Genomic DNA, 20,756 nt, shown 5'->3' with positions numbered 1-20,756 from the left:
GGCTTAAAATAAGCCGCGCAATTGTACTCCGATCAGGTGAGAATGCAACCAAAAGGGGGGGGGTGCGCGGCCCGCGTTACTTCGCCGACAACGCCGGCGAAAGATTCATGGCAAGGTCAGAACGGACCGCGACGTCCGCCGCCGCCCAGGCCACCCGGCCCCATCATGCCCTGCATCTGGCTCATCATCTTGCGCATGCCGCCCTTGCCGGACATTTTCTTCATCATTTTCTGCATCTGAGTGAACTGCTTGAGCAGCTTGTTCACTTCCTGCACCTCGGTACCGGAGCCCAGGGCGATACGGCGCTTGCGGCTGCCCTTGATCAGCTCCGGATGGCGACGCTCTTTCGGGGTCATGGAGTTGATGATGGCCTCCATGCGCACGGTGAGCTTGTCGTTGACCTGATCCTTGACGTTGTCGGGCAACTGACTCATGCCCGGCAGCTTGTCCATCAGGCTCATCATGCCGCCCATGCTGCGCATCTGCACCAGCTGGTCACGAAAGTCTTCCAGATCAAAGCCCTTGCCCTTTTTGAGCTTCTGGGCCATTTCGGCGGCCTTGTTCTTGTCCACCGACCGCTCCATCTGGTCGATCAGCGACAGCACGTCACCCATGCCCAGAATGCGCGAGGCCACCCGGTCCGGGTGAAAGGGCTCAAGGGCATCGACCTTTTCGCCCATACCGATAAACTTGATCGGCTTGCCGGTAATGTGGCGCACCGACAGGGCGGCACCACCCCGGGCGTCACCGTCGGCCTTGGTGAGGATAACGCCGGTCAGCGGCAGCGCCTCGCTGAAGGCCTTGGCGGTGTTGGCGGCATCCTGACCGGTCATGGCGTCCACCACGAACAGGGTTTCCACCGGCTCGATGGCGGCGTACAGCTGCTGGATCTCGGCCATCATGGCTTCGTCAACATGCAGCCGGCCGGCGGTATCCACCAGCACCACGTCAAAGAACTTCTTGCGGGCGTAGTCGACGGCGTTGCGGCCGATGTCCACCGGCTTCTGGCTGATGTCACTGGGGAAGCATTCCACGTCGAGATCCGCCGCCAGGGTCTCCAGCTGCTTGATCGCCGCCGGGCGATAGACGTCGGCACTGACCACCAGCACCTTTTTCTTGTGCCGCTCTTTCAGGTACTTGGCCAGCTTGCCCACCGAGGTGGTTTTACCGGCGCCCTGCAGGCCCGCCATCAGCACCACCGCCGGCGGACTGACCGCCAGATCCAGGGCCTCGTTGGCCTCGCCCATCACCGCCACCAGTTCGGCGTTGACGATCTTGATAAAGGCCTGGCCCGGACTCAGGGACTTGGAGACCTCCTGGCCCACCGCCCTTTCCTTGACCCGGTTGACGAACTCCCGCACCACCGGCAGGGCCACGTCGGCTTCGAGCAGGGCCATGCGCACCTCGCGCAGGGTTTCCTTGATGTTTTCTTCGGTCAGGCGTCCGCGGCCGCTGATGTTCTTCAGCGTGCGCGACAGCCTTTCGGTGAGATTCTCAAACATGAACAGCGTCCGCAAATGGCGAAAATTGCGACCAGTATAACCAAGTTGCGCTCCGAACTTAAGCGAACCCGGCTGGCGATGGCCGAAGCCTTGGGGGTATACTGGCCTTTCTTTTTATATTTCCGATAAATGGCTGACATTCATGATGGAACTGCTTGCTGTTCTGGCGATGGCATTTTACCTGTTGGCGGCCTTTGCCTGCGTGCACAACCTGTTTAATCCGCACAACAACGGCCGCCGCTACGGCCTGCTGGCTGCCGTCTTTGCATTACTGCTGCATGGCACCTGGCTGGTCAACACCGTCATACTGGTGCCGGGGCAGAACCTCAGCATGCTCAACGTGGCGTCGCTGGTCAGTCTGATTGTGGCCGGCCTGATGAGCCTGCTGGTCACCCGCTTCAACGTCTGGGTGCTGATGCCGGTGGTGTACGGCTTTGCCTTTTTGCTGCTGCTGGCCGACATGCTGCTGCCCGGCCATTACACCATGCACCTGGAAACCCGCCCCGAGGTGCTGGTGCACATTACCCTGGGGCTGATGTCCTACTCGCTGCTGGGCATTGCCTGCCTGCTGGCCATTCTGCTCGGCTTTCTCGATCACCGGCTGAAAAAACACAAGCTCACCAATCTGCCCGCCATGCCACCGCTGATGACCCTGGAGCGCTACCTGTTCCGGCTGATTTTTGCCGGTGTGGTGCTGCTGACCCTGTCCATTTCCAGCGGCCTGTTCTTTTTGCAGGAAATGTTCAGCCCCGGCAAGGTGCACAAGGCGGTGCTTACCATCATTGCCTGGTGCGTCTATGTCGGCCTGTTGTGGGGCCACCACCGCCTGGGCTGGCGCGGCCGCAAGGTGATCTGGACCAGCGTGGCCGGCAGCCTGCTGCTGACCCTGGCCTATTTTGGCAGCCGCTTCGTGCGGGAAGTGCTGCTCGGTTCTTGACAGGCTTTCGCCAACCCCGTAGAAATTGATCAGGTTTTTTACACAGGACGGTCTGTTTGGACGACATATCGACGGGTGCCTTGACCGGCATCCTGATTGCACTGCTGTTTGTTTCCGCCTTTTTCTCCAGCTCCGAAACCGGCATGATGTCGCTCAACCGCTACCGGTTGCGGCACCTGGTGCAAAGCCGCCACAAGGCCGCCACCCGGGTTGAAAAGCTGCTGTCCCGTCCGGACCGTCTGATTGGCCTTATCCTCATCGGCAACAACCTGGTCAATATTCTGGCCTCCGCCATCGCCACCCTGCTGGCGATTCGCCTGTTCGGCGACTACGGCGTGGCCATCGCCACCATTGGTCTGACCCTGGCGGTGCTGATCTTCTCGGAAGTCACCCCCAAGACCCTGGCGGCCCTCTACCCGGAAAAGGTCGCCTTTCCCGCCTCGCTGATCCTGCGGCCGCTGATGGTGGTGCTGTACCCGGCGGTATGGGCCATCAACGCCATTTCCAACGGCCTGCTGGCGCTGTTTCGCATCAACCCCAAGGGCGGCGAAGACACCGCCATCAGCTCGGAAGAGCTGCGCACCATCGTCAACGAGGCCGGGGGCCTGATCCCGCGCCGTCACCAGGACATGCTGGTATCCATTCTGGATCTGGAAAAAGTGACGGTGGACGACATCATGGTGCCGCGCAACGAAATTTACGGCATCGACATCACCCAGGACTGGAAAAGCATCAACCGCCGGCTGCTGCAAAGCCCGCACACCAAGGTGCTGCTGTACCGGGACAACATCGACGACGCGCTCGGCTTTATTCACGCCCGGGACGCCCTGCGCCTGCTGGCCAAGGAAGAGCTGTGCAAGCCCAGCCTGATGCGGGCAGCGCGGGAGGTCTACTTTATTCCCGAAGCCACCCCGCTCAATGTGCAGCTGCTCAAATTCCAGCGCAACAAGGAGCGCATTGGGCTGATTGTGGATGAATACGGCGACATTCAGGGCCTGATCACCCTGGACGACATTCTGGAAGAAATCGTGGGGGATTTTACCACCACCATCAGCCCCACCCTCAGCGACGAGATCAAGCCCCAGGACGACGGCTCCTACCTGATTGAGGGCTCCGCCAGCATTCGGGATCTGAACAAGGAGCTGAACTGGAATCTGCCTACCGACGGCCCCCGTTCCCTGAATGGCCTTATCCTGGAATACCTGGAAGACATTCCCGAGGCCAACATCGGCCTGCGGCTGGCGGGTTACCCGATAGAAATTCTGGAAGTGGAAAACAATGTGATCAAGCAGGTGCGGGTACAACCCCAGTATTACCTGCCGAGGCAGGGCTAGTGCCCTGGCATTAAGCCCCAAGTAGCGAGCCGAGCCGCAACGGGCGTTGCCTCCAGCGGCATGCGGACAGATCAGCTCGCGCTGCGGCGCAGGCTTTCCGCTTCCAGGTGGCTGAAAATGGTCATCAGCTCATCCCGGTTGCCCACCAGATCCGCCAGGGTATAGCCTTCCATCACCTGCAAAAATGCCTCCATCGCCTGCCCCAGGGCGTTGCGCAGCCGGCAGGCCGGCACCAGCTGGCAGGCCGGGCTGCCGCAGTCGATCCCCCTGAGGTTATGCTCCAGCAGCCGGATCACTCGGCCTACGTTGATGTCTTTTGGCTCTCTGGCCAGGCGAATGCCGCCGTTCTTGCCACGCAGGGCATGAATATAGCCTTCCCGGGCCAGCTGGTTGATCACCTTGACCATGTGGTTACGGGAGACATCGTACAGCGCCGACACCCGGGCCACGCTGGTGAGCTCTCCCCGCGGCAGGGTGGCGAGGTACATCAGGGCCCGCAGGCCGAAGTCGGTATAGGTGGTCAGCTTCATGAGTTCATGATGTCCAGATAGGGGCGAACATATATACATGATACACATTCATGGACAAACTGACATTAAATGTCACGCCGTGAGCGGGCCATGATCAGTACAATAACTGGTGATTGAGCGCTTTTACCTTGTGCGGCGGCATGCGCGCCGCCAGTCCCTGGCTCAGGCGCTCCGCTTCCCGGTAGCGCGCCTGATCATCGGTGACTATCTGTTTCAGCCAGAGGTAGGCCTGGGGGTAATCCAGCGGACTGCCAACACCATCGAGCAGCCAGGCGGCCCAGGTAAACTGGGCCTTCTCCAGTCCCAGGCTGGCGGCCTCCTGCATCAGCGGCGCCGCCCGCTCCCGGTTCTGCTGCACCAGGGTGCCCTGGTAGTAATATCGCCCCAGCTGCTCCAGGGCCGCGGGCAGCCCCTGGCGGGCCGCCGCCCACAGCATCTGCAGACCCCGCCGTGGCTGGGCAGGCACGCACACCCCCCAGGCCAGCATGTCTCCCCACAAAAACTGGTAGGACGGCAGACGCAGTACCTCGGCCCGGGCCTCGATATCCTGCACCAGCTGGCAGCCATCCTGATCCCGCACCCGCTGCAGATGGCGGTTGGCGTTGATCAAAGTGATAAGCTCGCTTTCCTCGTACAGGGGCACCGCCCTGAGCCCGTCCAGATCCGCCTCGATCCCGGAAGGCAGCTCGGGATCCGTGGCCAGGGACGTCTGGGCCGAGACCGAAAAACAGCAACACAGCACTAACAGGGACAACAGCTTCATGGCACCTCCTCTATGTGCCGGTTATCGGCCGGATCCCGGCAAAGTTGAGCCGTTCAGCCTTCGCCGCCCTTGACCCGGTTCCAGTAGCCGTCCAGCTCTTCCAGCGAGCAGGCGCGGCTGTCCTTGCCGTCGGCGGCCAGCAACCGCTCCACCGCACGAAAACGGCGTTCGAACTTGTCGTTGGCCCGGCGCAGCACCGCTTCCGGCTCCTGCTTCAGGTGGCGCACCAGATTGACACTGGCAAACAGCAGATCCCCCAGCTCGTCGGCGATGCGGTCCTCATCGCGCTCGGGCTGGTTTAGCTCGGCCATCACCTCGTCCAGCTCTTCGCGAATTTTGTCCACCACCGGCGGCAGCTCGCGCCAGTCAAAGCCCACGGCGGCGCAGCGCTTCTGGATTTTGTGGGCTCGGGTCAGGGCCGGCAGGGCCAGGGGAATATCATCCAGGGCGCTGGTGGCAGATTCATTCCGCGCCTTGCGCTCGGCGGCCTTGGTGGCTTCCCAGTTGGCCTTGATGGCGGCCTCGTCGTCAAAACGGGCGTTGCCAAACACATGGGGGTGGCGACTGACCAGCTTGGCGCTGATGGCCTGCACCACGTCACCGAAGGTGAAGCGGGACTGCTCTTCCCCCAGGCGGGCATAGAACACCACCTGAAACAGCAGATCTCCCAGCTCCCCGGGCAGCTCGTCCCAGGCCTGCCGGGCAATGGTATCGGCCACTTCGTAGGCTTCTTCCAGGGTGTGGGGCACTATGCTGGCAAAGTCCTGTTGCAGATCCCAGGGGCAGCCGTTCTCCGGATCCCGCAGGGCGGCCATGATCGCCAGCAGATCGGTCAGCGAATATTGGTGTTGTTCCATGTCTCTCCCTTGGCGTGAGCGCCGACGCCAGTCATTTTTGGTATCTCAGCTACAGCCGCCGGGCTTCCAGAATATCCGGCAGCTGGCTGATCCTGGCCAGGGTGCGGCTCAGGGTATCGATGTTGTAGACTTCCAGCTCCATGTCGATGGTGGCGGTCTGCTGCTTGCGGTTGGAGCGGCTGTTCACCCCCATGACATTGATTTTTTCGTTGGCGAGGATGGTGGTGATGTCGCGCAGCAGGCCGGAGCGGTCGTTGGCCACCACCCGCAGGGTCAGCTGGTAACCGCCGCCGTTATCTTCGCCCCACACCGCATCCACCACCCGCTCCGGATGCTGGGCGGTCAGCTCCTTGAGCTGATCGCAGTCGGCCCGGTGAATGGAGATGCCCCGTCCCTGAGTAATGAAGCCGATGATCTCGTCGCCGGGAATGGGCTGACAGCAGCGGGCGGTGTTGGTCAGCAGATTGCCCACTCCCTGCACCACTATGTGGCCCCTGGGCTTGTTGTCCTGCTTTTTCGCCGCCTTTTGCTCCAGCTCCCGCAGCACCTGCTGATCCTGCTCGGCGTCGGTGGGCTTCTTGTGCTGGCTTTGCAGGTGGTTGAGCAGCTGATTGATGCGCAGATCGCCGCCGCCGATACCCGCCAGCAGATCATCCAGGGTGGCGACATTGAACCGCTCCAGCGCCTTTTTGTCGACCTGGGCAAAGGTCAGCCCAAGCCGCTCCAGCTCCTTGTCGAGCAGCTCGCGGCCGGCCAGTATGTTCTTGTCCCTGTCCTGCTTCTTGAACCAGGTGGCCACCTTGGAGCGGGCCCGGCTGGTGCGCAGAAAGCCCTGATTGGGATTCATCCAGTCGCGGCTGGGGTTGGGCTGCTTCTGAGTGATGATCTCCACCTGATCGCCGGTTTGCAGCTGGTAGGTAAAGGGCACGATACGGCCGTCGACCTTGGCGCCGATGCAGCGGTGGCCCACCTGGCTGTGCACGTAGTAGGCGAAATCCAGCGGTGTGGCGCCGGCGGGCATGTCCACCACCTCGCCCTTGGGAGTAAATACGTAGACTCTGTCTTCAAACACCTGGCTGCGCAGCTCGTCCACCAGGGAGCCGCTTTCGGCCATGTCTTCCTGCCAGGCCAGCAGCTTTCTCAGCCAGGCTATCTTTTCCTCAAAGCTGCCCTGTCGGCCGCCGCCGGCGCCTTCCTTGTATTTCCAGTGGGCCGCCACCCCCAGCTCGGCGTCCTGATGCATCTGATCGGTGCGGATCTGGATCTCCACCGTCTTGCCCTCCGGGCCGATCACCACGGTATGAATGGACTGGTAGCCGTTGGGCTTGGGGTTGGCCACGTAGTCGTCGAATTCCCGGGGAATATGGCGCCACTGGGTGTGGACGATGCCGAGCGCGGCGTAGCAGTCCTGCAGCCGGTGGGTGACCACCCGCACCGCGCGCACATCAAACAGCTCATCGAAGTCGAGGTTCTTTTTCTGCATCTTGCGCCAGATGCTGTAGATATGCTTGGGCCGGCCATAGACCTCGGCCTCGACCCCGGCGTCTTTCAGGGCCTGCTTGAGAGAGCCGACAAAGTTGCTGATGTAGTCTTCCCGGGCCAGCCGTTTTTCATCCAGCAACCGGGCAATGCGCTTGTAGGTTTCCGGATGCAGGTAACGAAACGACAGGTCTTCCAGCTCCCACTTGAGCTGGCCGATGCCCAACCGGTTGGCCAGGGGCGCATAGATATTGGCGATCTCCTTGGCCACCAGTACCCGGGTTTCCTCGTCGGCACACTTGACCTCACGCAGACAGGTGATGCGCTCGGCCAGCTTGATCACCACGGCGCGCACGTCTTCCACCATGGCCAGCAGCATGCGCCGCACCTTGTCGACCTGGGCTTCGTTGCTCTTGTCGCTGTGCACATGCTGCAGCGAACGAATGGCCTCCATGTCGGCCACCCCCTGCAACAGGCGGTGAATGCTGTCGCCAAAGTCCTCTCGCACCCGCTCCGGACTGAGCGCGCCCTGTTCCACAAAGGGGTAGAGCAACGCCGACTTGAGGGTATCGGTATCCATGCTCAGGGTCAGCAGAATGCCGACCATTTCCACCCCCTGGGCCAGCAGCCGCCCCTGCGCGTCGGCCCCCAACTCCAGCCGCTGGCAGTACTGGTAGACCGCCTTCAGCCGTGCCCGCTCATCCGCATCCAGCGGCAGGCTGTCGGCCCATTCCTGCAGGCAGAAGGTCGACTTGAGATGAGTTTCGCGCACCGCAACCATAAGCGTCCTTAACTGAGTTCAAACAGCGCCATCGCTTCGCAATGAGCCGTATGGGGAAACATGTCGACCAGCCCAAGCCGGGCCAGGCGGTAGCCGGCGGCGCACAGGACTTCGCTGTCCCGGGCCAGGGTGGCCGGGTTGCACGACACATACAGCAGCCGCTCGGGTGCCAGCTCCGCCAGGTAGGGCATCACCCGCTCGGCACCGGCCCGGCCCGGATCGATCAGCACTCGGGAAAATCCCTCCGCCGCCCAGGGCTCTCCGGTAAAATCGGCGGCCAGATCGGCCCGGTAAAACCGGGCCCGGGTGAGCTGGTTGTCTTCGGCGTTGCCCCGGGCCTGCTCCACCATTTCCATCACCCCTTCCACGCCCACCACCGGATGGCCGGCGGCAGCAAGAGGCAGGCAGAAGTTGCCGATGCCGCAGAACAGATCCAGCACCGGCATGCCCGGCTCGGGCGCCAGCCAGTGGATGGCCTGCTGTACCATGCGCTTATTGAGCGGGCCGTTCACCTGAATAAAGTCGCCGGGGGTAAACGAGAGCCTGATATTATCTATCTGATAATAAAGCGGAAAGGGAACATGTAAAGGCCGCCGGGCGGTATCGTCCTGCAAAAACAGCACCAGCGTCCGCTCCTGGGCAAAGGCCAGCAGGGTGTCCAGATCTTCCGCCGGCAGCGTGCCCTTGTGGCGCAGCAGCAGGGCCACGCCTTCCGCCGCCTCGTACAGCTCCAGGTGCCCGAGCTGACGCTGCGCCCGCAGTCGGTTCAGCAGCCGGCGCAACGGCGCGATCAGGCCCGAGAGCACCGGCGTCAGCACGCCACAGTGCTCGATTTCCACCAACTCGTGGGACTGGGACTGGCGAAAGCCGAGGGCCACGCCCTTGCCCTGACGGCGAATGGCCAGTCGCGCCACCCGGCGGTAGCCCTGGCCTTCTCCGGCCAGCCATTCGGGCTCGGGCAGCTCATTGATGCCATGACGGGCAAACAGGCTGAACACCGCCTTTTGCTTGAGGGCGCGCTGGGCCGCCAGGGGCGCTTGTTGCAGGTTGCAACCGCCGCAGTCGGCCACACGAGTGCAAAAGGGCTTGACCCGCTCGGGCGAAGCCTTGAGCACTTTTTGCAGGGTGGCGGTGGCATAACGGCTGGTCTGGGTGTTCAGGGTGACACGCACTTCCTCGCCCGGCAGCACCCCGGCCACAAACAGCGGCTTGCCCTGGTGCCGGGCCACGCCCATGCCGTGACCATTGAGTTCCAGAATGCGAATATCCAGTGGCGTTTGCGCCGGCACAGCGGGCTTTTTGACCTTGAAGAACTGAACCATAAAACGTGGAGCCCTCGAACCGGCTATGTCATCATAAGTCTACTGTCTTTTGAACGCGCATTGTCCCACATAAGCCCACTATGACCAAATACGGCCTGCGAGCCCGGGTACTGGCCTTTACCATTATTCCGACCCTGATCATCGGTATTCTGCTGGCCGGTTACTTTTCCGTAAACCGCTACCAGCAGCTGGAAGAAGCGCTGATCCAGGAAGGGGTGAACGTGATTGAACCCCTGGCCCTGGCCAGCGAGCTGGCGCTGTCCGGGCGCAACCGGGAAGCCCTCAACCGCCTGCTCAGCAACATTCACCGCAACAACAGCCCGCTGGTCACCTCCATCGCCCTGTTCGACACCGAGGGCCGGCTGCTGGTGACGTCCAACTACCACAAGGATTTCAACACCCTGCGTCTGCCCGAGGGCATCGACATTCCCGCGGCCACCAGTGTGGAAAGCGGTGAGAGCGGCATTATTCTGCGCACCCCGGTGCTGACCGATGCGGCCCGGGCCGACGCCCTGTGGGAGGAGTCGTCGATGCGGGCCATCGGCTACGTGGCCATGCAGCTGACCGACGATTCCGCCATGCTGCTGCATTACCGCGACACCTTTTTTGCCGGCCTGATCGTGCTGCTGGGCGTGTGTGTCAGCGCCCTGTTCGGGGTGCGGCTTATCAAGGGCGTGTCCCAGCCCATCACCGACATGGTGAGCGCCGTCTACAAGATTCGGGAAGGCCGGCTCGATACTCGGGTGAGTGGCGAGTTCAGCGGCGAGCTGGAAATGCTCAAAAACGGCATCAACGCCATGGCCAAGTCGTTGTCGGAATACCATGACGAAATGCAGCAGAACATCGATCAGGCCACCTCAGATCTGCGCGAGACCCTGGAGCAGATCGAAATTCAGAACATCGAACTCGACATGGCCAAGAAGCGGGCTCAGGAGGCGGCCCGGGTCAAGACCGAGTTCCTGGCCAACATGTCCCACGAGCTGCGCACCCCGCTCAACGGCGTGATCGGCTTCGCCCGCCAGTTGCAGAAAACCAAGCTCACCGCCAACCAGCTGGACTACCTCAAGACCATCGAGAAGTCGGCCCAGAACCTGCTCGGCATCATCAACGACATTCTCGACTTCTCCAAGCTGGAAGCGGGCAAGCTGAAGATGGAGCAGATCCCCTTCTCCCTGCGCGATACCCTGCAGGAGGTGATGACCCTGCTCGCCCCCAGCGCCCACGACAAGGGGCTGGAACTGTCGCTCAGGGTGGATGCGGCGGTGCACGACAGCCTGGTGGGGGATCCGCTGCGGCTGCAGCAGGTACTCAACAACCTGGTGGGCAACGCCATCAAGTTTACCGAGCAGGGCAACGTGGACGTGCGGGTCGACGCCCGCCCCGCCGGCCAGCCCGAGCGCAGCGGCCTGTGTATTCATGTGCAGGACACCGGCATCGGCATTTCCGACAGCCAGCGCCGCCAGCTGTTCCAGGCCTTTAACCAGGCCGACTCCAGCATTTCCCGCCGCTATGGCGGCACCGGCCTGGGACTGGTGATCACCCAAAAGCTGGTGCACCAGATGGCCGGCGACATCGAGCTTTACTCCGAGCCGGGCTCGGGCTCGGTATTCAGCTTTACCCTGGAGCTGGACAAGGCCGCCCTGCCCCTGGCCGAACCCCTGCCATTGGCGGAGCTGGCCGGCAAGACGGTGCTCTACCAGGAAGAAGACGGCTTCAGCCGGCGCGCCACCAGCGCCCTGCTGCGGGAATGGGGCATGCAGGTGCTCTACGAGCCCTCACCGGAGCAGCCTGTCGATGTGGCCCTGCTCGGCTTTGGCCCCCACGCCCTGCCCAGCCAGGTGGAGCAGGAGCTCAAGCGCCAGCTGGCCTTTGACAACAAGACCATCATACTGCTGAGTTCCACCGATCCGACCCTGAGCGACTCCCTGCTGGCGGTGGGCGCCGCCCATTGCCTGAGCAAACCGGCCCATTACCAGAAGCTGGCCCAGGCCCTGACCGAGCAGCGCCGCCCCGTTGACGAGCCGGTGGCGCCCATCGCCTTGCCGCCGCCCGCCAGCCGCCAGCCAATGCGGGTGCTGGCGGTGGACGACAACCCGGCCAACCTGAAGCTTATCAGCGCCATGCTGGCCGAGCAGGTCAGCCAGGTAGACACTGGTCGCAATGGCCGGGAAGCGCTCAACCTGGCCACCACCCACCGCTACGACATCATCTTTATGGATATTCAGATGCCGGTGCTGGACGGTATTCAGGCCACTCAGGAAATTCGCCGCCAGGGCGGCCTCAATGTTCACACCCCCATCGTGGCGGTGACCGCCCACGCCATTGCCGGCGAGCGGGACCGGCTGCTGCGCCAGGGCATGGACGACTACCTGGCCAAACCCATTGACGAAGCCATATTGGCGCGCATTATCAATCACTTTGCCCGCAAACCGGCGGCCAGTGGCCAAATCGACTGGTCGCAGGCCCTGCAACGGGCCGGTGGCAAGGATGTGCTGGCCAGGGAAATGCTGAGCCTGCTGCTGCAAAGCTTTGATGAGTTCACCCCCCGACTGGGTGCGGCCCTGGCCGGCGAACTGAAGGGCGAAGATCTGTACGGCCCGCTGCACAAGCTGCACGGCGGCGCCGTGTATTGTGGTGTGCCCCAGTTGCAGTCGCTGCTGGCCGGATTGGAGCAGGCATTGCTCGACAAACAACCCCTTGAGGCGCTGGAGCCGGAATTGCTGGAACTGGAAGAGCGGATTGAGCAGGTGCGGGCGGAAGCGAAAGCGTATTTATAACACCAGGGATTGGGGATTAGGGACTCGGGACTGGCAAAGAACGGGACCTTTCCAGTCCCCATTCCCCAGTCCCGAATCCTCGGGTTTACACGCCCTGACGGGCTTCCCGCAGCAGGCGCTTCATATCGCGCACCGCCTTTTCCAGGCCGTCAAAGGCGGCCCGGGCAATAATGGCATGGCCGATATTCAGCTCCAGCATTTCCGGAATGGCGGCGATGGGCTTGACGTTGTGGTAATGCAGGCCGTGGCCGCCATTGACCTTGAGCCCGGCGTCGTGAGCATGGGAGGCACAGGCCGCAATGCGCTTGAGCTCCGCCAGCTGTTCGGCCTCATTGGTGGCATCGGCGTAATGCCCGGTGTGAATTTCAATGTAGGGCGCACCGGTGGCGACCGCCGCATCGATCTGGGCCTTGTCGGCATCAATGAACAAGGATACCTTGATGCCTGCCTCACGCAGCCGGGTCACGGCCTCGGTGATTTTGTCGAGCTGGCCGGCCACATCCAGGCCGCCTTCGGTGGTCACTTCTTCCCGCTTTTCCGGCACCAGACAGACAAAGGCCGGCTTGATGCGGCAGGCGATGTCGATCATCTCGTCGGTCACCGCCATTTCCAGGTTCATGCGAGTTTGAATGGTACGCGCCAGGATCTCCACATCCCGGTCGGTAATGTGACGGCGATCCTCACGCAGGTGTACGGTAATGCCGTCGGCCCCGGCCTGCTCGGCCATGGTCGCCGCGTAGACCGGGTCCGGATAGCTGGTGCCCCGGGCGTTGCGCAGCGTGGCGATATGATCGATGTTCACACCCAAATACAGTTCACTCACTGGGACTTCCTCTCTTTCCTTTGATAAACAGGGCCCGGCTTTTCAGCACCCGCCCCTCCAGATAGGGCGCCAGCGCGGTACGGCTGAAACGCTTGGCCGCCGCCAGCACCTCGGGCGTGTCCAGCTCGAGCCTGGCCAGGGCATGGAGCCAGTCGCCGCGAAAGGCGCCGGGCTGCCGGCTCTCCAGCGCCACAAAGCCGGCTTCGGGCTGGTAAGCATACCAGCCTCGAGCACAAACGGCTGCTCCGCTCTCGGCATCCTGGGTAAAATCAACACCGTAGCCGAGCACATTCAGCATGTAAAACTCGAAATGACGCAGACAGGGCTCCAGCGTGCTGCCGCCCGCCAGTTGGTGCAGGGTTTCCACGTAGACCTCAAACACCTCGTCAAAGGGCGTTTGTATCTCGAGCAGGTAATAAATGAGTTCGTTGAGGTACAGGCCGCTGTAGAGGGCCGGGCCGGTCAGCCGAATAGCCGGGCCGGTGGCCTCGGCGCTGTAGAGGGTTTTCAGCTCGCCCTTGCCGCCAAAGGTGAGCCGCAGGGGCACAAAGGGCTGCAGCAGCCCCTTCAAGGGCGAGCGGGGCTGGCGGCTGCCCCGGGCCACCAGACTCTGCCGCCCCCGCTCCCGAGTAAAGACCTCCACCAGCTGGCTGGTTTCCCGGTAGGGACGGCTGTGAATGACAAAGGCGGCGTGCGCCATGCTCAGTCGTCGCCGTAACCCAGGCTGCGCAGGGCACGCTCGTCATCGGCCCAGCCGGATTTGACCTTGACCCACAGCTCCAGATAGACCTTCTGCTCCAGCAACCGCTCCAGATCCAGCCGGGCTTCGGTGCCGATGGTGCGCAGCTTTTCGCCCTTGTTGCCGATCACCATACGCTTCTGGCCGCTGCGCTCCACCAGGATCAGGCCGTTGATGTGCACCACGCCTTTTTCGTCGGTCTGATAACGCTCGATCTCCACGGTGATCGAGTAGGGCAGCTCATCACCGGTAAAACGCATCAGTTTCTCGCGAATGATCTCCGCCGCCATAAAACGGGCGGAACGATCGGTGATGTAGTCTTCCGGAAAATAGTGCAACGACGGCTTGAGCCGCGAGCGCGCCAGTTTGGCGATGGTGTCGACGTTGGTGCCCTTTTCCGCCGAGATAGGCACGATGTCGGCAAAGTCCATCTGCTGGGCCAGCCACTGCATGTGGGGCAGCAGGGCCTCCTTGTTGTCGACATTATCGATCTTGTTGATCGCCAGCACCACCGGGCAATCCATGCGCCGCAGCTTGTTCAGCACCATGTCGTCGTCCTTGGTCCACTGAGTGCCGTCCACCACGAACACCACCATTTCCACGTCGCCCAGCGAGCTGCTGGCGGCGCGGTTCATCAGCCGGTTGATGGCCCGCTTTTCCTCGATGTGCAGCCCGGGGGTATCGACATACACCACCTGGTAGGCGCCGTCGGTGTCGATGCCCATGATGCGGTGCCGAGTGGTCTGGGGTTTTTTCGAGGTAATACTGACCTTCTGCCCGAGCAGCCGGTTCAGCAGGGTCGACTTGCCCACGTTGGGACGGCCGACGATGGCCACGAAGCCGCAATAGGTTTGCTGTTGTTCTGTCATAACAAGGTATCCAGGGCCTGCTCGGCCGCCGCCTGTTCCGCCTTGCGGCGGCTGGTGCCCACCCCCACCACGGGCTCGGCCAGGCCGTCCACGGTGCAGTGCACGGTAAATTTCTGATTATGGGCCTCGCCAATAACGTCGACCACCTCGTAGGTGGGCAGCGGTTTGCGCTTGCCCTGCAACAGCTCCTGCAGCCGGGTCTTGGGATCCTTTTGCTCCACCCCGGGCTGAATGTCGTTGAGCCGGCTGTCGTACCAGCTCAGCAGCAGCTGGGTAATGCGCTCTATGCCGCTGTCGAGGTAGATGGCGCCGATCAGCGCCTCGACCGCATCGGCCAGGATCGATTCCCGGCGGTAACCGCCGCTTTTCAGCTCACCGGGCCCCAGGATCAGGTATTCCCCCAGCTCAAAGGCCCGGGCCAGCTCGGCCAGGGTCTTTTCCCGCACCAGGGTGGCGCGCATGCGTGACATGTCCCCTTCGTTGACCTTGGGAAAACGATGGAACAGGGCGTCGGCGATCACCATGCTGAGGATGGAGTCCCCAAGGAACTCCAGTCGCTCGTTATGGCGGGAGCCGGCGCTACGGTGAGTCAGCGCCCGTACCAGCAGGGCTTCGTCGTTAAAGGTATGACCCAGTTGTTTTTGCAGGTTGTTCAATTTTTTCATCAATGAATTGCGCCTATTCGGCTGAAACGCACATCACTCGGCACCCAGGATGGCAGCCAGCTGTCGGCGTTGCGATCAAACTCAAAGCTTATCCAGATGGCGACCGCCCGGCCCACCAGGTTGCCTTCGGGCACAAAGCCCCAGAACCGGCTGTCGGTGCTGTTGTCCCGGTTGTCGCCCAGGGTGAAGTAGTGCCCTTCCGGTACCACCCATTCATTCAGAGCGGTGCCCGGCTGACGGTGATACATGGACACCCGGTCCGGCAGCAGCGGATTTTGCAGCACGTCGTGGGCGCGTTCGGTCAGCGCTTCACGGTAACGGGCCAGGGGTATGCCCATCTGGGTAAATTCGCCGCTTTGTGCAAAGGTGAGCGGCACCGGCGCGTAACCGGGGCAGTCGTTGCCGTCACAGGCGGGCTTAATATAGAGCTGCTTGTCCCGGTAAACGATATGGTCCCCGGGCAGCCCCACCACCCGCTTGATGTAGTCGATACGCGGATTCTCGGGATACTTGAACACCGCTATGTCCCCCCGCTCCGGCTTGCCGGTGGGGATCAGGGTGGTGTTGGTGACCGGCTCCTTCAGCCCGTAGGAGAATTTCTCCACCAGAATGAAGTCGCCCACCAGCAGGGTGGGCATCATGGAGCCGGAGGGGATCTGAAAGGGCTCATAGATAAAGGAGCGCAGCACCAGCACCGCCGCGATCACCGGAAAGATGGATCTGGCCTGTTCGATCCAGCCGGGGGTGGCGGCGGCTTTCGCCAGGGCGGCCGCATCCACCTTGTTGCCGTGGCTTTGTTGCGCCTCGGCCAGCCGGCGCCCCCGCTGGGGCGCCCAGATCCACTTGTCACAGGCCCAGATGATACCGGTGACCAGGGTCACCAGCACCAGGATCAGGGCAAAGGTACTTGCCATGGTTACTTGTCCTTACCTACGTGCAAAATGGCCAGGAAGGCGTCCTGGGGAATATCAACCCGCCCCAGGGATTTCATCCGCTTCTTGCCTTCCTTCTGCTTGGCCAGCAGCTTTTTCTTGCGGCTGACGTCGCCGCCATAACACTTGGCGGTCACGTCCTTGCGCAGGGCCTTGACGGTGCTGCGGGCGATGATCTGGTTGCCGATGGCCGCCTGAATGGCGATATCGAACATCTGGCGGGGGATCAGCTCGCGCATTTTCTCCACCAGCTGACGGCCGCGGAACTGGGCGTTGTCCTTGTGGGTGATGATCGCCAGGGCGTCGACCCGATCCCCGTTGATCATGATGTCCAGGCGTACCATGTTGGCCGCCTCGAAACGCTTGAAGCCGTAATCCAGCGAGGCGTAGCCGCGACTGGTGGACTTCAGCCGGTCAAAGAAGTCGAGCACCACTTCCGCCATGGGAATTTCGTAGGTCAGCGCCACCTGGTTGCCGTGATACACCATGTTGGTCTGCACGCCGCGCTTCTCGATGCACAGGGTGATGACGTTGCCCAGGTACTCCTGGGGCACCAGAATATGGCACTCGGCGATGGGCTCGTGAATTTCCTCGATGTTGTTCACCGCCGGCAGCTGGGATGGGCTGTCGATGTAGACTACTTCGCCGTCGGTCTTGACCACCTCGTAGACCACGGTGGGCGCCGTGGTGATCAGATCCAGATCGTATTCCCGCTCCAGCCGCTCCTGAATGATCTCCATGTGCAGCATGCCAAGGAAGCCGCAGCGGAAACCAAAGCCCAGGGCGTTGGAGGTTTCCGGCTCGTAGAACAGCGAGGCGTCGTTCAGGGAGAGCTTGTCGAGGGCGTCACGGAACGCCTCGTAGTCGTCGCTGGAAATGGGGAACAGGCCGGCATAGACCTGGGGCTTGACCTTCTGAAAGCCCGGCAGCGGCTTGTCGGCCCCGTACTTGGCATGGGTCAGGGTATCCCCCACCGGCGCGCCGTGAATATCCTTGATGCCGCACACCACCCAGCCCACTTCGCCGCAGTTCAGGCCCTCGGTGTCCTTCTGCTTGGGGGTGAAGATGCCGATGCGATCCACGCCCCATACCTGGCCGGTGCTCATCACCTTGATCTTGTCGTTCTTTTTCAGGTTGCCGTGCTTGATGCGCACCAGCGACACCACGCCCAGGTAGGAGTCAAACCAGGAGTCGATGATCAGCGCCTGCAGCGGCCCCTCGGGATTGCCTTCCGGTGACGGAATCTTTTGGACGATGGTTTCCAGTACCTGATCCACGCCCAGGCCGGTTTTGGCCGAGCAGCGCACCGCGTCGATGGCATCGATGCCGACGATATCCTCGATTTCTTCCGCCACCCGCTCCGGCTCGGCCTGGGGCAGGTCAATCTTGTTCAGCACCGGCACCACTTCCAGGTTCATGTCCAGCGCGGTGTAGCAGTTGGCCAGAGTCTGTGCCTCAACCCCCTGACCGGCGTCCACCACCAAGAGCGCCCCTTCACAGGCCGCCAGCGAGCGGGAGACCTCGTAGGAGAAGTCCACGTGCCCGGGCGTATCGATGAAGTTGAGCTGGTACTGGTTGCCGTCCTGCGCCTGGTAGTTCAGGGTCACACTCTGGGCCTTGATGGTAATGCCGCGCTCACGCTCCAGATCCATGGAGTCGAGAACCTGCTGCTGCATTTCCCTGTCGGTCAGGCCACCGCATACCTGGATCAGGCGATCGGACAGGGTCGATTTGCCGTGGTCGATGTGAGCGATGACGGAGAAATTACGAATATGCTTCATGATGCGATAAGGCGTCCGTAGTCAATGGCGACAATAAAGACGAGATTCTACCGGATTCCCGGCACAGTGACCAATCCTTAGTCGGGACTAGTCGGCGCGCACCACCGGGATCAGCGGCCCCAGTATCACCGGCTGATCCCGCCGGCCGCGGCGCTGGGCAAGGCGGGCTGCCAGCCCAAAACCCAGCCCGCCACCGGCCAGCGCCCCCAGAATGCTGGCGCCTTCCCCCAGCCCGGCCCAGCCGGCAACCAGGCCGCCGGTCAGCAGGCACAACAGCGGCAGCAGATAGACCAGCAGGGCGCCGGTAATCAGGCTCTGTTCGGGAATGCCGATGCGGACCTGTTCTCCGGGTTTGAGCACCAGCTCGGTGGCGATCACAAACTGGTGGTTGCGTTCCGGCAGGGCTCCCGACACCAGGCCGGTGCCGCAGGTGCTGCGTTGCCGGCACTGGCCACAGGCCGACTTGCTGAAACAGCGGACTTCCACCCCACCCGAGTGCACGGCGGTCACGGTGGCGATTTCTTCAATCATTCTTTCGCCTCTGCGGGGGCAACCGACTCGGCGATGCGCCGGGCGATATCGGCGGGCACGTCGCCCACCACGGTGACTTCCACTCGCCCCGGGCTGACCAGGCTCACCAGATGGGTGGCCCCCTGACGCACCAGTTGCTGACGGGGCTCGCTGACCGTGGACTCAGCCACGTAGACCGACACATCCACCACGCCATTGGACGCCATCAGGTACTCCACCGGCTGCTCGGTCAGCGGCAGCCGGTGCCGATTTTGAGTACGGATTTCAAAGCCTTCCGGCAGCCAGCCGGCCTGCCAGCTGGTCTGCCCCGGTGCCGGGGGCACCTCGGCCAGGGGCATGGCGGGAGGCAGGCGAATAGCCTGCAATTCCCGCAGCAAGGGCGCCGGCTCTTCGCTGATGGTCAGCGCCACCCCCATGCTCTGGGCCACCAGGGTGGCTTCCTGATCCAGGGTGTCGAGGCGCAGCAACAAACCGGACTGCTGATCCAGCCACAAGACATAGCCGTAGCAGTGCTCCGCTCTGGGCAACAGCCGTACCAGGTTGGCGGTGCGCCCCAGCACCCGGCTGCGCCCGGCGATGACCGCCTCGTAGTGCGTTAGCAACTGCGCCAGCGGCAAGCGTTGCACCCGGGTAAACAGTCCCGGCAGACGGGAGTCGCGCAGGGTGTAACCTTCGGGGCCGTAATCAAAAAAGCTGGTTTCATCATCCCGCTGGACGAACTCCCGGGGACGACCATTGAGGTGCAGCAGGTGGGTCAGCGCCTGACCATCGAGGTGGCCCCGGGTCAGCCGCTTGGGTTCGGGCTCGCCGATGCCCGAGTCGATCAGGGTCAGCTCAAAATTCAATTGCCGGTAGGCCTGCTGCATGCGTTGCAGCAGCACCTCCGGATCGGCCTCCACGGTGGCCCGGGCGGGCCACGCCGTTATCAGCAGCAGGGCAAGCCACCCCCACAGTCCGCGATACATCAAGAAATGGCTACCTCAGTCCTGGCGCAGCCGTTGCTGCAGTTCGTGGTCCATCAGCAGGGCGTTGATGCGCCGCTCCTGCTCCAGCAGTTGCTGCTCCTTGGCCCGCTGCTGGGCATCAGCCTGGTAATTCAGGCTGACCGGGGCGGCGCCGCCGCTCAGGGGCACGGTATTGAGCACCGGCGACTGGGTGGCCGAGGGCTGACTGTATTGCTGCACACCGAAAATGACCGCCGCCGACACCGAGGCGGCAATGGCAAACTGGCCCGCGTGGCGCAGGGCTGGCGTGAGCCGGCCAAGGCCGAAGCGCGGCCGCACCACGTTTTCCCGGCCAGGAGCCGCCTGGCTGTCGTTGGCGGCGGTGAGCGCCGGCTCGTGCTCCAGCGCCGCCATCACGCCATCGCTGAGATCGAATGGCAGCCGCTCGGGCAGCTCGTTGCGCAAGGCATCGCGGTACAGGTGATAACGGCCAAAAGTGTCGGCCAGCTCCTTGTTGTTGGCAACGTCCTCCAGCAACACCCTGTCCTGAATTTCTCCGTCTACCAGTGCCGATATTTGCTCTTTGTTAGCCATAACACTTCCCCGTTCAACTCCGAAGTAAGGGGGTCACCCGCTTGTCAATCGCTTCCCGAGCCCGAAAGATGCGTGAACGGACGGTGCCTACCGGACAGTCCATGACACTCGCAATGTCTTCGTAGCTCATCCCTTCCAGCTCTCGCAGTGTGATTGCCGTTTTCAAGTCGTCCGGCAGCCCGTCTATGGTTTCATACACGGCCCGGCGGATTTCTTCGGTCAGCATCAGGCTTTCCGGCGAAGCCAGCTCCTTGAGGGCATCGCCGCCGCCGTAATACTCGGCGTCGTCCACCTCCACGTCCGACCCCGGCGGGCGCCGCCGCTGCGACACCAGATGGTTCTTGGCGGTGTTGACCGCAATGCGATACAGCCAGGTGAAAAAGGCACTGTCGCCACGAAAACCGGGTAATGCCCGATAAGCCTTGATAAAGGCCTCCTGGGTCACATCGGGGACGTCTCCGGGGTTGGACACGTAACGGGACACCAGGTTCGCCACTTTGTACTGATATTTTTTCACCAGCAGGTTATACGCATTCTTGTCACCCCGCTGAACCCGCTCGATCAGTTGCTGATCCGTCAAATTTTCGCTCATACGA

At 62.4% G+C, this 20,756-nt stretch carries 19 protein-coding genes; 3 read left to right on the top strand and 16 right to left on the bottom strand.

All coding sequences use genetic code 11. From position 1 onward, the window contains the following. Nucleotides 1–116: 116 nt before the first annotated feature. Nucleotides 117–1,502 (bottom strand): signal recognition particle protein, encoded by a 1,386-nt coding sequence (gene ffh / locus GU3_RS04845; RefSeq protein ID WP_014291427.1) that lies wholly within the window; start codon nucleotides 1,500–1,502, stop codon nucleotides 117–119. Nucleotides 1,503–1,647: 145 nt separating this feature from the next. On the opposite strand from ffh, the gene GU3_RS04840 reads away from it, so the two are divergent. Continuing rightward, nucleotides 1,648–2,439 carry an inner membrane protein YpjD gene (locus GU3_RS04840; RefSeq protein ID WP_193372549.1) on the top strand — a complete coding sequence of 264 codons (792 nt, stop codon included), beginning with the start codon at nucleotides 1,648–1,650 and terminating at the stop codon, nucleotides 2,437–2,439. 56 nt (nucleotides 2,440–2,495) lie between these two features. Then, a complete protein-coding gene (locus GU3_RS04835; RefSeq protein ID WP_014291425.1) occupies nucleotides 2,496–3,773 on the top strand; it encodes an HlyC/CorC family transporter in 1,278 nt (425 codons plus the stop codon). Between the two features lie 71 nt (nucleotides 3,774–3,844). On the opposite strand, the gene GU3_RS04830 is transcribed toward GU3_RS04835, so the two are convergent. The 5 genes from GU3_RS04830 to rlmD all read right to left on the bottom strand — a co-directional run bounded on the left by GU3_RS04830 (nucleotide 3,845) and on the right by rlmD (nucleotide 9,505). After that, a complete protein-coding gene (locus GU3_RS04830) occupies nucleotides 3,845–4,303 on the bottom strand; it encodes an Rrf2 family transcriptional regulator (protein WP_014291424.1) in 459 nt (152 codons plus the stop codon). Between the two features lie 94 nt (nucleotides 4,304–4,397). Next, nucleotides 4,398–5,066, bottom strand: a complete 669-nt coding sequence (locus GU3_RS04825) for a tetratricopeptide repeat protein (RefSeq protein WP_014291423.1) — start codon at nucleotides 5,064–5,066, stop codon at nucleotides 4,398–4,400. Between the two features lie 53 nt (nucleotides 5,067–5,119). After that, nucleotides 5,120–5,923, bottom strand: coding sequence for a nucleoside triphosphate pyrophosphohydrolase (gene mazG, locus GU3_RS04820; protein WP_014291422.1), 804 nt, complete (start codon nucleotides 5,921–5,923; stop codon nucleotides 5,120–5,122). A 49-nt stretch (nucleotides 5,924–5,972) separates the two neighbouring features. Further along, nucleotides 5,973–8,183: a GTP diphosphokinase gene (gene relA, locus GU3_RS04815; protein WP_014291421.1), complete on the bottom strand. Its 2,211-nt coding sequence runs from the start codon at nucleotides 8,181–8,183 to the stop codon at nucleotides 5,973–5,975. 8 nt (nucleotides 8,184–8,191) lie between these two features. Further along, complete coding sequence (gene rlmD / locus GU3_RS04810) at nucleotides 8,192–9,505, bottom strand: 23S rRNA (uracil(1939)-C(5))-methyltransferase RlmD (protein ID WP_014291420.1); 1,314 nt, start codon at nucleotides 9,503–9,505, stop codon at nucleotides 8,192–8,194. A gap of 80 nt (nucleotides 9,506–9,585) precedes the next feature. Here rlmD and barA point away from each other — a divergent pair, with 80 nt between their 5' ends. Further along, nucleotides 9,586–12,282, top strand: a complete 2,697-nt coding sequence (gene barA / locus GU3_RS04805; protein ID WP_014291419.1) for a two-component sensor histidine kinase BarA — start codon at nucleotides 9,586–9,588, stop codon at nucleotides 12,280–12,282. An 85-nt stretch (nucleotides 12,283–12,367) separates the two neighbouring features. On the opposite strand, the gene pdxJ is transcribed toward barA, so the two are convergent. The 10 genes from pdxJ to rpoE form a co-directional block, all read right to left on the bottom strand. Next, a complete protein-coding gene (gene pdxJ, locus GU3_RS04800) occupies nucleotides 12,368–13,105 on the bottom strand; it encodes a pyridoxine 5'-phosphate synthase (protein WP_014291418.1) in 738 nt (245 codons plus the stop codon). Next, nucleotides 13,098–13,805: a DNA repair protein RecO gene (gene recO, locus GU3_RS04795; protein WP_014291417.1), complete on the bottom strand. Its 708-nt coding sequence runs from the start codon at nucleotides 13,803–13,805 to the stop codon at nucleotides 13,098–13,100. Before recO ends, pdxJ begins: the two co-directional genes overlap by 8 nt. A gap of 2 nt (nucleotides 13,806–13,807) precedes the next feature. Beyond that, nucleotides 13,808–14,713, bottom strand: a complete 906-nt coding sequence (gene era / locus GU3_RS04790) for a GTPase Era (protein WP_014291416.1) — start codon at nucleotides 14,711–14,713, stop codon at nucleotides 13,808–13,810. After that, complete coding sequence (gene rnc, locus GU3_RS04785) at nucleotides 14,710–15,378, bottom strand: ribonuclease III (protein ID WP_014291415.1); 669 nt, start codon at nucleotides 15,376–15,378, stop codon at nucleotides 14,710–14,712. Before rnc ends, era begins: the two co-directional genes overlap by 4 nt. Continuing rightward, nucleotides 15,378–16,292 carry a signal peptidase I gene (gene lepB, locus GU3_RS04780; RefSeq protein ID WP_014291414.1) on the bottom strand — a complete coding sequence of 305 codons (915 nt, stop codon included), beginning with the start codon at nucleotides 16,290–16,292 and terminating at the stop codon, nucleotides 15,378–15,380. Before lepB ends, rnc begins: the two co-directional genes overlap by 1 nt. 2 nt (nucleotides 16,293–16,294) lie before the next feature. Next, nucleotides 16,295–18,091: a translation elongation factor 4 gene (gene lepA / locus GU3_RS04775; RefSeq protein WP_014291413.1), complete on the bottom strand. Its 1,797-nt coding sequence runs from the start codon at nucleotides 18,089–18,091 to the stop codon at nucleotides 16,295–16,297. Between the two features lie 87 nt (nucleotides 18,092–18,178). Beyond that, nucleotides 18,179–18,622 carry a SoxR reducing system RseC family protein gene (locus GU3_RS04770; RefSeq protein WP_014291412.1) on the bottom strand — a complete coding sequence of 148 codons (444 nt, stop codon included), beginning with the start codon at nucleotides 18,620–18,622 and terminating at the stop codon, nucleotides 18,179–18,181. After that, entirely contained in the window at nucleotides 18,619–19,587 is a 969-nt protein-coding gene (locus GU3_RS04765; RefSeq protein ID WP_014291411.1) for a MucB/RseB C-terminal domain-containing protein, read from the bottom strand. The genes GU3_RS04770 and GU3_RS04765 overlap by 4 nt, the downstream gene beginning before the upstream one ends. Nucleotides 19,588–19,602: 15 nt before the next feature. Continuing rightward, entirely contained in the window at nucleotides 19,603–20,160 is a 558-nt protein-coding gene (locus tag GU3_RS04760) for a sigma-E factor negative regulatory protein (protein ID WP_014291410.1), read from the bottom strand. Between the two features lie 13 nt (nucleotides 20,161–20,173). Then, a complete protein-coding gene (rpoE, locus tag GU3_RS04755) occupies nucleotides 20,174–20,752 on the bottom strand; it encodes an RNA polymerase sigma factor RpoE (protein WP_014291409.1) in 579 nt (192 codons plus the stop codon). Nucleotides 20,753–20,756: the final 4 nt, after the last annotated feature.

This window comes from Oceanimonas sp. GK1, assembly GCF_000243075.1.
Classification (GTDB): Bacteria; Pseudomonadota; Gammaproteobacteria; order Enterobacterales; family Aeromonadaceae; genus Oceanimonas.
Note: the sequence above shows the minus strand (reverse complement) of the source record. Positions and strands in the feature narration are given on the sequence as shown.